This is a genomic window from Mangrovimicrobium sediminis, from assembly GCF_004745945.1.
Lineage (GTDB): Bacteria > Pseudomonadota > Gammaproteobacteria > Pseudomonadales > Halieaceae > Mangrovimicrobium > Mangrovimicrobium sediminis.
This window is the reverse complement of record NZ_SRLE01000011.1, coordinates 229,184-242,159: the sequence shown is the minus strand read 5'-3', so window position 1 is coordinate 242,159 and position 12,976 is coordinate 229,184. Positions and strand designations below refer to the sequence as shown.

The following is a 12,976-nucleotide window of genomic DNA, read 5'->3' as shown; positions in this document are numbered from 1 at the left end:
CAAATTTTGCGGCAGCGCTACTTGAGCGCGCCGCGCGTGTTCATACCTTTTGAATCGGCCCGGGGTACTGGGCTACCTGCTCATCCGAGGTCAGCAGGGCTATGCCCTCAGATTCCGCCTGGGCTACCAGGATCCGGTCGAACGGGTCTCGATGTAGCGGCGGCAGATGGCTGACTGCCAACGTGTGCGCGGCGGTAATCGGTAACTCTGTGTAGCCGTTTTCTACCAGTCCCCGGCGCAATAGGTGGGGATCTACCTTGAAGTCAGGCCGCTGCAATCCGTTCTTTATCACGATTTCCCAGAGACTCGCGGCGCTGAAGTAAAGCCTGTTATCGCGATCTTCGATAAAAGCCTGGGCTGTGGCAGACAGCCGCTGCGGTTCCCCCGCGGCCCACAACAAGAGATGAGTGTCGAGCAGCAGGTTCATGTCAGCTTCCGAACATCTCGGCTATCTCGACTTCAGCCATACGGTCAAAGTCCTCCGGCACCTTGAACTGGCCGGCCAGGAAGCCGGTGCGCTTTTGCTGCGCAGGGTCCGGGCTGTCTATCGCTGTGACACGCGCTACCGGCTTGCCCGCCTTGGCAATAACGAAAGGCTCCCCTTTTGCGGCCTTATCGACCAGCTGGGAGAGCCTGGTTTTGGCTTCGTGCATATTCACGATTTCCATCGATTCACCACTCGATTAGTTTAGTCTTTTAGACTTAGTCTATCAGAATATTGGCTGATTGGAATAGAAATTTTGGCGCTCAGCCATTCATGGACTTCAGGGCATCGCCCACAGTCAGCACATTCCACCCAAGCTCTCTCGCTGCTTGCAAATGCGCTTCGTCAATGGCGATACCTCGTCTGGATTCCGGCCAGGCCACTTCGAGTTCAGCAACCACTTCATCATTCGCATTAGCCAGTTCATACCCTACCTCGGGTGTAGCGAGCCCCCTTGACGCGTAGTAGCGCAGCAACCCATCGAGGGCCTTATCAGCTATTCGGATAACCCCTTCCCAACCGCTCGAAGAGTGCAACAAACCTTGCGCTTTGCGCAGTTTGTTGATGACGCCCATCTGATCGTGCGTAATGCGCATATATCCGTGCTTCGGCTGCTTACGGTGACAGTCGAGGCACAATGCCTTCAAGTTGGCAGAATGATTCTCACGCTTGTTTCCACTGATGTGATGGGTGTGCAATAGGCCGGGCTCGCTGGTCAGATCAACGGAGCAAGACTCGCAGCGGTAGCTGACCGACTCCCGGTATCGAGTTGAGACTACTGACCAATCATCGCTGTAGGTTCCAGCCTCTTCAAACCCATCCCGATCTGGCATGCTTTTAAACAGGGTACTGTAGGTCGAGAGGAATTCCGCGATATCAAAATTGGAATAGACATTGGTCTTCTCGGACCCAGAGCCTGATCTATAACCACGGTAATTGAGGTACATAAGACAGTTCTTACAAACCTTTAACCCAGCTTCACCTTTGCGCTCAACCCGCTGGGGAAAGGAGACACCATAGACCTGAAACTTTCCGCTGATGTTATAGGTGGCTTTGTAACGGCTAAATCGCTTTTGTCGGCGCATCGAGTCCAGGGTACGACAGTCAGCCACGTGAAACTTTTTGCCCTCTGCCTTTCCACTTAGAACATCGTCAATATTTGAGCCTTGGTCGGGTATAAAAAGCAGTACCTGACGGCCTTCGTAGCTAAGCACGCCTTTCTGAACATCGATATCACCAATATCGACTTCATAACCTTCAGAACTTGAAAGCCCATTATCAACATCTTCGAAACCTGAGTAATTCACCTTGATATCAAAAACGACTCTGTACTCCCCCATGCGTTTTGCGCTGGCCCAGAGGTCGTTAAAGTCAGATTTAATCTTCACTCGCCAAGCTCCAGAATCTTGCGCATTTGAATATCTGCATTAGTAATCACACGAAAAGTAACACGCCGAGAGCGCAAGCGATCCTCCCTTCCATTGCGATCAAGCACAACCCGTGAGGAAGATAGCCCAACTGCGGCAAAGTGCCGCTTGATCCAGGGACGAAACCGCTCGACCGAATCTAGATCGTGAACATACGCCAATACGCTTCTAGTGCGCCCTTGAGACAGCGCCATGTTATGAAAATAGGCTTCGGCCTCAGTTGAAGAACTGTTCCAAATACTGCTGGTATGCCCTTCAATACGAACCTCATTTATGGAGTGTGAAAACTTATTGAGCACTTGCATGTAGCGCGGGAAAAACTCACTAAGTAGTTGCTGGTAACGCGGACTGACCTCAATTTTTCCCCGCGCAAACAGCACATCGGGCGAGCGAAAGGTAAATGTCAGAGATTCCTTATCAATATCCGCATCCCATTTTTCAAGATCTTCCTCGAATTCGCTCATCAGCGCATCGTAGATCGCCACCTGGTTTTCCTGGTAGGCGATAGCCACGTCCTTGACCTTGTCGCGCTCTATGAATGCTTGCCGCATTAGTGCGATTGCGATAAACAGGAACACCATCATCAAGCCCGCCATCAGGTCGGATACCGACAACCAGTGGGATTCCTCCTGCTCTGCGCCCTTGGGATCCAGTAATAGACTCATTACTGACCCTGCCCACGCATCTGCACGACTTTGGACATGCTGTTCACCAAGGACTCGTAATCACTGGTGAATTTTCCAGATATAGTCGTCAGTGCCTTACCCATTTCCGTCATTACCTCACTCATCTCATGGGAAAGTGCGTCGTCCAATGCTTTGATCTGCTTCTGTACCGATTCGGCTGTGTCTTTTAACGCAGCATCTGCGTGTCGACTCATACCACTCAGTACACGCTGATTTTCCTGCGCCTGCTGCTCTATCAGTCGCTGCATATCCTCAGACAACCTACTGCGCATATTCGACAGCGATTCCTCGAATCGAGATTTCATTTGCTCTGTCTCGGTGACCAGCGACTCGCTCGCTCCCCGGTATGACTCGGTAAGCTTCCCACAATCCTCCTTGAGATCGGCGACTAGTACACGCAGCACTGAATTGGTTTCAGTCATTGCGTCGTCAAGCAGTTGACGAGTTTGCTCCGTATTGTCGGTAATCATGTTTGACGTATTACTCAATGAGTCATTTACCGCCTGACTGTTACGAACGAAATCTTCGCTGCCATCGATTATCGCGGACTTCAACTGGTCGGCGCTGTCAGTGACCCCCTTAGTGAGCTCACCTGTAGCCGCCGCCATACCAGCAACTGTCTCAGTGATCTGCTTGCGAATCTCGGGTACCGCCTCTACCGCCCTGTCTCGAATGTCCTTGAACGCATCAAGATGCCGCTCCAGCTCCTGAAGCTGGTGCTGATTCACTTCCAACACAGCTTTGAGCTCCTGCATACTCATGGGAATGGCTTTTGATTCTTCACTGATATGGGCTACAGCGCTCTCAGTTTGCGTGATCGCCAGCACACCCTGCTGATACTGCTCAGTCATTTGCAGAAGTTGCTGCTTGTAATTCTCCTGCCACTGCACTAACTCAAGCACGGCAGCATTCAACTGCTTGAAGTTTTCGCCAAACTGTTCCACAAGATTATTATTGAAGTCACTGATAACTTCTTTGAGGGCATTGATTACCTGCTCGGTAGCCGATTTGGACATCATGTCCGCAAAATCCTGGAGCTTGATCCAAAGTCGATCCTGAAACTCGGCAAAGGCTATTGTCTGCTTTTCACTATTGACACTGATCTTTCCGAGGAGCGTAAGCGTCGATTCCAGTTCTCTGAATGTCGCTTTGTGCTGGTCGCCGACATCGGACCGCAAGAGCTTCAGTTGTCCGACGAGGCTTGCCTCACTATCACCACCGATAGCAGTCTTCAGCGCATCGATACCACTGGATTGCTCCTTCATCACTCCGTACAGCTCCGCAATACCAATGGCTTCTTCATCGATCTGGTCGGTATGCTTTGGCGTAATCCATCCTGCCGCGATGAGCAATTTGTAGGCAATGGAGAGGGTCATACCCGCCAGACTGGTTGTAAATGCTGTTTTCAACCCCGCCAGAAGCTCCCCAATACTGCCGTCAATATCGTCGATATTGAAAGCCAATAACCCGGAGATTATCCCTGCGAATGTCCCGAGGATGCCCAATGTCGTAAGAAAGGTGGGCGCATAGTGCGTGTAGGCGTGTGCACGATTCGCACGGCGCGCGAACACCGCGATGAAAAATGCCACGGACATCGCAATGAGGAAGCCGTCCGTTAGTGTAGCCGCACCGGTATCGCGTAGCGTGGATTCAATCAAACTCGACAACATGGATTCATTTCCTGTTTTCTGTGACTAAATAGCGCGGACTGACATGGCTCGAACAGCTACTCAAACAACGGGATCGAGCCAGGATGGTTCGAGCTTTCGTCCTTGTTCATCGCAAGGTGGAACACTTTTTCAACCGTTCCCAAACCAATTCCCTTAACACTCAGTAACTGATTGACCTGGCAAATGGCTGGGTTACTTACCCCATCCATCAATGCGTGCATCTGGGGTCTCCTGATGCCGCTCAGCGCACATGCCTGATCACTACCCGTGCTCAGTAGCCAGTCTCTAAATGTGTCAAACACTTCGTCCTGCGCAAGCGGATCGTATTGGTAGATTTCAACGGAAATATCCAGGCCTTCCAGGTACTCCCGGAGAATGGCCCGACTGGTTTCTTTCGGAATTCCACCTTTGTCTGCTCCCAGCAAAGGAAACGCTATCGATGTGATCCCTTTATCGGCGTAGGTCTCTACGAACTTTGTTAGGCCACGGCGCAGATACCCCTCTTTGGAGGGGTGCTTCCAGTCCTTCTTGGTCGGGAAATTCAATACCCACCTCTGCTCAGACTTGTAGAGCCACAGCAAGCCAATATCCAGCTGCCTTTTCTGGCACATCGAGACGTACTTTTCATACATTGCCGGGTAACGGAGCCGACACTCCAATGCGATACCAGCTCCCATCACACCAACACAATTGACCGTATTGACCAACGTCTGGCACTGGCTGGTGAATATATTGCCTGTGAGAATTTCTAGCGGCACTCTAACCCCCGAAAAACGTAGATGGATTGAACCTTACATTGCCATAAATGCCGCCTAACTCCTGGGCCAACTGTCGCGAGTAGCAGTGAATAGCCGATATATGCCGCTTGGCGACTTTTGGGTGAATCAACACTTCAGCACAGCGCTTGCGCTTGCCGTCTTCCTTGTCGTTCCAGTACTCCGCCATCAATACGTCCCAAGGTAGATTGTCGAAGCCTTCCATACCCGAGAAGAAATTTGTCGCGCCTGAGGCAGCATTTCCGTCCGTATAAATCAGATCTCTGCTTCCGGTATCGCGCAATACGTCGAGCGATATCTCCAGCAGACATAAACTGTTGTTCAGATCTTGCAATCGAAACAGCATCGGATTGCGTGGATTGACGTATAGCGGCGCATAATCGTGCAAACATCTGCCAAATATCGGCTCTGCTGCAGTGCGGCGTTGCTGCACACTCGCGTCAGAGATATCGACGATTTTGTGCGCTTTGCGTGCCTCGCTATGGCTCAGAATTCCCTGATCGAGAATATTTCGGACATTGTCCCTGTGTGTCATGTGCCAGAAGGCGGTAACACCTTTTGCATTCAAAAGTGACCTAGCTTGTAAAAACTCCGGGCTTTCCCACGTTTCGGCCTTGCCCCAGTTCTCACCCAGCCACTCATCCCAGTCCTCAACGCTTCGATTATCAGAGCGACTTCCGCGGTTGGACGACGAACCGCTGGCCTCTACAGTAGCCCCCCGTACAACAGGTTCGACCTTTCGAACCAACGATTCAGCGGGAGGAGAAGATGGTGCGGGTGGTGGTGACTGTGGTGTCGCCGCGTGTTCACGACGAAGTTCAGTCTGGCCAGATTTACTGGTATCGAAAAGAACTGAAAGTCCTCCCAGTATCAGGAACCCAATTATCCATTCCATGTTCAGATATTCCTTAGGTATCAGGACAACACCAGTGAAAACAGCCCCGCCACCCCGGCAGACTGCGCTCCGTCTTTCACCAGGCTGCGCCGCTCTTCAATCGATGACTCCTTGCCCTTCAACAACACGCCGACATTTCTAGCCAGCGCCACGGTGCCGGCCACTGCCATGCTGTCCAGCACGCCGGGGTCATACCATCCGTCCAGTTGATCCGTAACGCCTTCCACATCTTGCTTCAGCTCGGCGTTGCTGAATCCGGAGGAATCCACACCCGGCGTCGCCTCGGCGACTTCCGAGGTCGCAAGCACGTCGATTGAATCGTATCGCTCGTTGTGCGCCTGTATAGCGTGCGCGTAGTTCGTGGCCTTCAGCTGAACCTCATGGATTTCGCCCGTTTCGAGGTTGGTAATGCGCACGTCTGAACCGGAGTGATTGGTGGCCTCGAAGAGTTCGGCGGTGTACTTGTCGCCGTCTGTGTTCTCGGCCTGGGCGAACCGGAGCTCGTGGTAGATGCCTTTGACGTTGTTCTGCAAGCCCGGCAATTGGTCCGCATCCAGGCCCTGAACATACTCTGCAAGCTCTTCTTCGCTGGCGTCAGCCAGTACACCGTTGCTGCGGCGTAGCGCTTCCAGCACCAGCTGCTCCTGCCCAGTGAATTCGCCGAGGTCGTCCGCCAGCAGGCGAAGGAAAACTACAGACACAACACCGGTGGTGATATTCGGGTGGTCCTGCGACCAGTCGCGCAACTGCCGGGTCAGCTCAGACAGCTTGCGGGCTGCACGCTCGCAGCGCTTTCTTGCGGGTAGCGGCCGGCCCGTGTCCGTGTGCTGAATTTCATCCAGTAGGTCACAAAGTGGTTGCAGTGCTTCACGCTCGAGGTAGCTGGCGCTGACGGGGTCTACGGGCTTACCGGCCTCCGCCTGCTTGCGAAAGGCAATCGCCAGCGCCATGCAGGCGTCCACCGCTTTGCGCTCCTGCTCGGTCAGCTCCTCTGGCTTTCGCGCCTGGCCGTATACATACTTCTTCGCCGCCCATGCTGTACCCAGCGCAGCACCGATACCGCCTGCCAGGCTCGCCACGCCGAGGATGGCGGTACCGAGCACTACCGAGCCTCCCAGCCAGGCGAGGGACGCACTGGTAAACGCTGCACCAGACAACGTGCCGATTGCCGTTCCGGTGCTGGCCGTGCCAATCAGCGAAGCGACAGAAAATATTCCAGCGGAGGTGCTTACCGCGCCCAGCTTGGCTGCCACGCCACGGCTCAAGCGCCCGGATACTCCGTCCTGTGTGCCCTGGAGAGCATCGGCATTTTGTTCGCAGGCGTCGGCGGTGCGCGCATACCAGTTGTGCACATCGGTCTCTGCCGTGGCATCTGTCCACTTGTCCCGGGCCCACTCACCCGCACTATTCGCCCCACGCCGAACTGTCTCGCCCGCGTCGATACTTCGCTGCTTTACACCCTGTGCAAACTCACTGCCCAGCGCATCGACGGTCACCTGCTTGCCTTTTCTCAGGTAAGCTTTGCCGGCATTTGCGGCTGCTTTCGCTGTATCGCTATCGGCAAGCTCATCCAGCGAGCGCCTGGCCTCGCGCACGGCGTGTACCGATTTTTCCGCTATCGATTTCCAGTCCATTGGCTCATTCCTTTGGCAACACTTCGAGTCAACTCCCTCAGTTGATCTCGGAATGCCGTACTACCCTGCTTTGATGTTCCATCTCGCCGAACTCTGGCAAGTCGCCAGATTGCTAATACGGAATATCATCATCAAAGTCGCCCGTTTCACTCGATGCACTTCTGCCCAGGTACGACGGCGCAACCAGGCCGACCATAGTCACCTGCTCTCCATCGTCCGATCCGTATTTCAATAGTGAGGCGTTGAAGCAGACGCATCGATTGAGAAGCACATTTTCCGCCAGTTCTCGTTTGTCCACGACCCAGAAAACCTCCTTCTGGCAGTCACTGCAGAACCGCACTCCCTCGTCCCGGGTTGGCTGCAGATCACTCCATTTTTTCTTGCAGGAATATCCCCAGGGACAGTTCCTTGTCGTAGTTTCAGGCACGGCTGAATATCTCCCACGCCACCTTATAGTCCTGCTCGCGATCTGGCTTGAAGAATGGCGCGTGATACTCGACGGTGCGCTCGGTGGGTCCGCCCGGAAGAGTGTCATCCATGAAAGTCCTGCTGACGACGCCGCCTACCATGTGCTGGACGTCTTCCCAACCCAGGGCGATGCCACTTTCCTCGCGCCCGGGGCTGTGGATGGCGTAGTGAATGCCGTCCCTCAAATCCGACGGGCGGGCCTTGCGCGGCAGGCCGACGCCGACCAGACCCTTGCTGGGGGTAAAGACGATACGACCGCGCTGGTCGTACCAGGTATCTGCCTCGTACTGGCGCATCACAGGGAACTGCACACGGTAGATGGTGAGCAGTTCGTCCAGGGTGAGGCCTAGGGCCTGGGCGACGAGGACGTCGATTTCCACCAGAGCCTGGCGGCGGGGATAGTCGCTGCGCAGCGCGTTGTTGCGTTGCCATTGCGGTGTGAGGTTGGCGAAGAAGTCGAGGGGCAAGACGCTATCGGGAATGGTTACAGCGGCGCCCCAGTGTTGTTGGCGAAAGTTCCCCGTCCATATAGATTGCCAGAGGTCGCCATAATCCTCGGTCAAAGCAGATGAAATCAAAAGCCGCAAGATCAGGGAGGAGCTACTTTCCAGAAGCGGATAATCATCGAGCATCTGGTGGAGATTGGTGCGCCCAGTGCTTTTAATAAGAAAATCAAAGGGAATAGATGATACTTGAGCGGCAAGCGTAGCTAGCTCTTGCTCTCGATTCCGCGCAAAAACGTAACTCCGACAACCATTTGTATGCCCAGGCCCCGGAGGAAAAAGAGCGCCAAATAAAGTGTGCTCGTTAGCCGGTGGAAGCATCGCCCGGAGTACCACTCGATAGTAGTCCGTCACCAATCTCTCACGATTTTCTCCCTCGTCAACCCACGGCACCCGCGGTGTTCGATCGCGGTAGATACCGGGATCGTAGGCGGGAACGTAGTTGGTGCGCGGCAGGTAGTCGTCGGGCAGAGTTTGCAGGTCGAGGATGTCGTAGTGGCTGTTCTGCATGCACTCCGCCCGCGGTGTTTTGTAGAACGGACTGCCGACGAAGAAGTGGGGACCGGAGAGTATCCACTCCTCCGAACTGTTTGGGAAGCTGGTATTCCGCTTGATTGTGCCATCACGCTGAGCGTTAGTTTCGTCAAACATCACCGTCGAAAAATACTGCCCTTTCATGTCCCCCAGCCGTCGCGGCTGGGCGGCAAATTTCTCCAGCACGTTGATCAACGGGCGCGCATGCAAGGCCGGCAGTCGGGCCTCCAATGCGTCGGTGCCGGTCTCGTCGTAGAGCTGAGCGAAGAGGGCGAGTTCGTGTTCACCGATTTCAATAATGCGGTCGCGGTGACCGTTTGTGTTCCAGATGGTTTTTACAGCCCCATTGGCTGCCTCGATTTCCTCCTTGATGCCCGGTACCTGTCCCTGCCCTGCATGGGCGAAGGAGGTGTCTACTGTAGATGGGATAAACAGATTCGCGAGATGGTTGAAGCTCGGTTTTTCGTGCGCAGGGCCGTAGACGTTAACGCTATAGATAGTGGCGTGGTGCACTTCGGCAAACAAGTCCATCTCATTGTGAAACTGGAAGTGCTGCCGCAAGCGCGGATACACCGCCCGTCGTAGCCTCCCTCCCTTGGGATCATCGTAGATCCCCTCCGGATGCAGAAAGCCGCTCACTCCCCGCCCATTCACATTGGCCCAAGCGCGCGGCAAGAAGCACTTGTAGAGATTGGTCTGCACGCCCTTCAATTGCGGGTAGTTCTGGGTAGCATTGAGGAATCCCTGCGAACCCTCCGCCTCCGCCAGCTCAGCGAACCACGCCGCCTCCACCTCCGGGCCGCGCTCGAATGCGGCCTCCCGCTGCTCAGTCAATTGCTTGGCACTTAATCCGTGCAACACGAAGGCCGGGTTGTAATCCCCCAGCACGCCGCCCTCCTGCCACTCCACCTTGCGCCATGGCGGGTTCCCCAGCGTGATATCAAAGCCGCTACGGCCGGCGAAGATATCGGCAAAGGCCAGCTCCCAGTGAAAGAAGCGATACTGCTCGCCCAACTGGTTAGCGATATCCAGCGTGGCGAAGAAAGGATTCCGGAACAGCTTCTCCAGGTTAAGTTCACCGCGCTGGTTGCTCACATCGCGCACGGCGAGAGCTTCCGCACGCATTTCAAGCTGGGCATCCTGCGCTCCGAACATATCGTCCTGGGGTTCGGCGAAGGCGGGCTCCGAGTAGCGCGCGCTATCCTCTGTATCAGCAGTAGCTTCGGTTTCCTCGTTGGCCGCAAACAGCCCCTCCTGCTCCGGTGCGAAGTCGAATGTGCCGGCGCTGTTGAGGATGGTGTTCAGGTCGATCAGCCACTTTTGCCGGTCCGGTAGTTGCGCAACCTTGTCCAGCGGCCAGAACCAGAGGGCGCACCAGTAGTCCATCGCCAGTTTCAGGCGGCGGTAGGGCGAGGCCAGCCTGGCATTGGTGTTGAAGATGCCGCGACTGCGGATGGCGTCTTTTTCGTGGGTGCTGGTGTGGCGCTCTTCCACGCTCTCCTGGCCCCAGAGGGGGTAGGCGTCCTCGGTGCGCTGGCGGTCCTGGGCCAGCACCTGGGTGTGTTCGCGCCAGAGTTTGTCGACCGCGTCACTGAGGAACTGGAGGGTACGGATTTCGCCGTCGTCCAGGGGAGCACAGAAGGACTTTTTCCAGGCCTTGATTTTGGCGAAGGCCTCGGGGCGGAGTTGCTTGGCGACCTTGTCGTTGTAGCCGGCCATGCCGGGGTCGGGAAGGAGGAAGTGGTAAATCTCGTTGGATCTACGGCCGCCCTCACCCTCCACGCCCAGCAGGGTTTCCGGCGCCAACCGACGCGGCGCATTGCTGTACCACAAGCCTTCCTTGGGCTGCTTTTTCAGCGTGCTTTGAGAATAGACTTCACGCCGGGCGCCAATCAGGCTGTTACCTGTAAAGAGCTGGTAGCCAAACCAGGGCACGCTGTAACCGCCGGACAGGGCGTTAAGCCACAGCGAGACTTCCGCCAGTTCCACGGCGATGGGGTTCAGGTCCACCCCAAACACGTTGTGGTCGGCGATATGCATCTTCACACGCTGCAGTTCGCGCTGGTAATCCTCGTGGGGGACGCGCTTGCCCAGTTCCTGCTGCTTGCGGGTGAGGTAAGCCTCGGCGAGCTGGCTGACCGCCTCGTTCAAGAAGGCCGCGCTGCCCATGGCGGGCTCGCAGACGGTGAGCTGCAGAATGTCGTCCGCGCTCACGTCGTCGGTCAGGCGTTCCTTCAGGGTGTATTTCACCAGGCTCTTGGTGAGCACCTCCGGGGTGTAGTAGCTGGCGGACTTCTCCCGGTCGCGCCCGGCCATGCGGTAGATAAACTTGCCTTTTGGGTGCAGGCGCAGACTCTTCCTGCCATCCACAAGGTCATGTACGCGCTCGTCCTGGTGAAAGTCCTCGAGCTGTGCGGCAGTAACGAAGTAGCCGGTTTCCAGCGCGTCCGGCTCAATGTTCTTGCCCTTGGGCGCTACCTCGTACAGATCCTCGGTGGCGAAGAAGCCACGGTAACTTAGCAGGGCTTCGTACACCGCGCCGAGCTGGTTGATGCCGAGCTGGGTATAGCTCACCCTGCCCCGGCGCCGCTTGCCTTTCTGCGACCGCGTGAGGGACATGGACTGCACAACCTGCTGCAGGGTGGCATTGCTGAACACCACGCGGTTCAGCAGCGGCGTTCTGGCCGGGTCGAACAGGTGGCTGTCCAGCCCCTGCAGGGTGAAGGCGTTGGCACTGCTCGCGTGGGTGTGGTCGGCCTGGCGGGCGGGAGCGTAACCACTGTAGACCAGGGTGAACATGCGCTGCAGGCTGTCGTGGAAGTAGTGGCCCTGGCGGCTGGCCTCGGTGGTGAGGCGCACCATTTCCAGGTCGCGCAGGCTGTCGAGGCTGTAGCCCAGGCGCCAAGTGTCGTCCGCGGTGGGCAGGTAGCCCAGCTCCGGCCGCGCCTCGATGTAAAACAGGAAAAGCAGGCGGTACATGTAGCGCAGGCATTCGCGGGAGAGCTGGTCCGGGTCCAGGGCGTTCTGGCCGCTGTAGATGCCCTCCTTGCGCTCGCGGGCCTGCTCGATGAGCTGCCCGGCGGCCTCGTTGCCGAGCAGTTCGATGGCCTGGCGCAAGGCGTATTTCAAGTCGTCGGAGACGGCGAAGGCGTGCTTGTGGCTGTTCTCGTCCAGGTTGTCGAGGCGGCACTGGCCCTCTTCCGGCGCCAGGCTCTCCCGGTGCAACAGCACGGCGGTGGCCTTCAGGGTCTTGTCGTCGCGGCGGCCGAGGATTTCCTCCCAGTCGAAACGCAGCAGGCGGTTCTGCGACCACTTGTAGCGGTCTATCAGCAGGCCCTGGCGGTCGCTCAGCAACAGCACCCAGCGCGGCGGGTTGGGCTGGCGGAACAGGGCCTCGTTGAGGATGGCGTACCAGTCCTTGTTCTTCAGGGTGTCGTGGTGAGGGCCGGGGCCGATAAACTGCTCGCGGTTCAATGTGAGGGTGAGCGGGTCTTCGCCCTCGTTGTCCGGGTCCAGTGCGCCCAGTACCCAGAGCTGGTCGCCCAGGGCGGCTAGGACTGGCAGTTCCGTGTTAGGAGCCACCTCACGGTTTTCCGGTTGCCAAGAGATGCCCAGGGCCTGCATCAGTTCCTTGAAGAAATCCCGTTGCAAGCGGATGCGCTCGGTGGCGCTGCGCTCGCTCTTGAGTTTTTGCCGCAGGGCGAAGTAGGCCTGGTGCAGGTTGCGCAGGGCGCGGTGCGGGGAGGTGTAAGCCTCTGCCTGGGCTTCCCTGCTCTCCCATTCGGCGATGGTGTCGGCGAAATCACCCTGGAACACCTCGGCCAGATAGTGGGGGCTAAAGAACTCATTCTCGTTGCTGAGGCCAATGAAGGTGGCGGCTGTGTCCTGGACGGCCATCG

At 56.4% G+C, this 12,976-nt stretch carries 10 protein-coding genes; all 10 read right to left on the bottom strand.

Annotated elements, in window-relative coordinates; translation table 11 throughout:
* Positions 1–40: 40 nt before the first annotated feature.
* On the bottom strand, positions 41–427 hold the full coding sequence (locus E4634_RS16230) for a type II toxin-antitoxin system VapC family toxin (RefSeq protein WP_135445702.1): 387 nt from the start codon (positions 425–427) through the stop codon (positions 41–43).
* Position 428: 1 nt separating this feature from the next.
* The gene (locus E4634_RS16225; protein WP_135445701.1) at positions 429–668 is read right to left on the bottom strand and encodes a type II toxin-antitoxin system Phd/YefM family antitoxin; all 240 of its coding nucleotides are present in this window, start codon (positions 666–668) and stop codon (positions 429–431) included.
* 79 nt (positions 669–747) lie between these two features.
* The gene (locus E4634_RS16220; RefSeq protein ID WP_135445700.1) at positions 748–1,872 is read right to left on the bottom strand and encodes an HNH endonuclease; all 1,125 of its coding nucleotides are present in this window, start codon (positions 1,870–1,872) and stop codon (positions 748–750) included.
* Complete coding sequence (locus tag E4634_RS16215; protein WP_135445699.1) at positions 1,869–2,576, bottom strand: OmpA family protein; 708 nt, start codon at positions 2,574–2,576, stop codon at positions 1,869–1,871. Before E4634_RS16215 ends, E4634_RS16220 begins: the two co-directional genes overlap by 4 nt.
* Positions 2,576–4,267 (bottom strand): hypothetical protein, encoded by a 1,692-nt coding sequence (locus tag E4634_RS16210; RefSeq protein ID WP_135445698.1) that lies wholly within the window; start codon positions 4,265–4,267, stop codon positions 2,576–2,578. The genes E4634_RS16215 and E4634_RS16210 overlap by 1 nt, the downstream gene beginning before the upstream one ends.
* Before the next feature lie 56 nt (positions 4,268–4,323).
* On the bottom strand, positions 4,324–5,025 hold the full coding sequence (locus tag E4634_RS16205; protein ID WP_135445697.1) for a macro domain-containing protein: 702 nt from the start codon (positions 5,023–5,025) through the stop codon (positions 4,324–4,326).
* 1 nt (position 5,026) lies between these two features.
* Positions 5,027–5,938 (bottom strand): DUF4433 domain-containing protein, encoded by a 912-nt coding sequence (locus E4634_RS16200; protein ID WP_135445696.1) that lies wholly within the window; start codon positions 5,936–5,938, stop codon positions 5,027–5,029.
* A 20-nt stretch (positions 5,939–5,958) separates the two neighbouring features.
* The gene (locus E4634_RS16195) at positions 5,959–7,572 is read right to left on the bottom strand and encodes a hypothetical protein (protein ID WP_135445695.1); all 1,614 of its coding nucleotides are present in this window, start codon (positions 7,570–7,572) and stop codon (positions 5,959–5,961) included.
* Between the two features lie 112 nt (positions 7,573–7,684).
* Positions 7,685–7,870: a hypothetical protein gene (locus E4634_RS16190; RefSeq protein ID WP_135445694.1), complete on the bottom strand. Its 186-nt coding sequence runs from the start codon at positions 7,868–7,870 to the stop codon at positions 7,685–7,687.
* Between the two features lie 121 nt (positions 7,871–7,991).
* Entirely contained in the window at positions 7,992–12,974 is a 4,983-nt protein-coding gene (locus tag E4634_RS16185) for a DNA methyltransferase family protein (protein WP_135445693.1), read from the bottom strand.
* Between the last annotated feature and the right edge of the window lie 2 nt (positions 12,975–12,976).

What these genes read in the sequence shown, in the direction of transcription:
- E4634_RS16225 (WP_135445701.1), bottom strand. Translation starts at nt 668, where the DNA reads ATGGAAATCGTGAATATGCACGAAGCCAAAACCAGGCTCTCCCAGCTG.
- E4634_RS16215 (WP_135445699.1), bottom strand. Translation starts at nt 2,576, where the DNA reads ATGAGTCTATTACTGGATCCCAAGGGCGCAGAGCAGGAGGAATCCCAC.
- E4634_RS16185 (WP_135445693.1), bottom strand. Translation starts at nt 12,974, where the DNA reads ATGGCCGTCCAGGACACAGCCGCCACCTTCATTGGCCTCAGCAACGAG.
- E4634_RS16230 (WP_135445702.1), bottom strand. Translation starts at nt 427, where the DNA reads ATGAACCTGCTGCTCGACACTCATCTCTTGTTGTGGGCCGCGGGGGAA.
- E4634_RS16195 (WP_135445695.1), bottom strand. Translation starts at nt 7,572, where the DNA reads ATGGACTGGAAATCGATAGCGGAAAAATCGGTACACGCCGTGCGCGAG.
- E4634_RS16200 (WP_135445696.1), bottom strand. Translation starts at nt 5,938, where the DNA reads ATGGAATGGATAATTGGGTTCCTGATACTGGGAGGACTTTCAGTTCTT.
- E4634_RS16210 (WP_135445698.1), bottom strand. Translation starts at nt 4,267, where the DNA reads ATGTTGTCGAGTTTGATTGAATCCACGCTACGCGATACCGGTGCGGCT.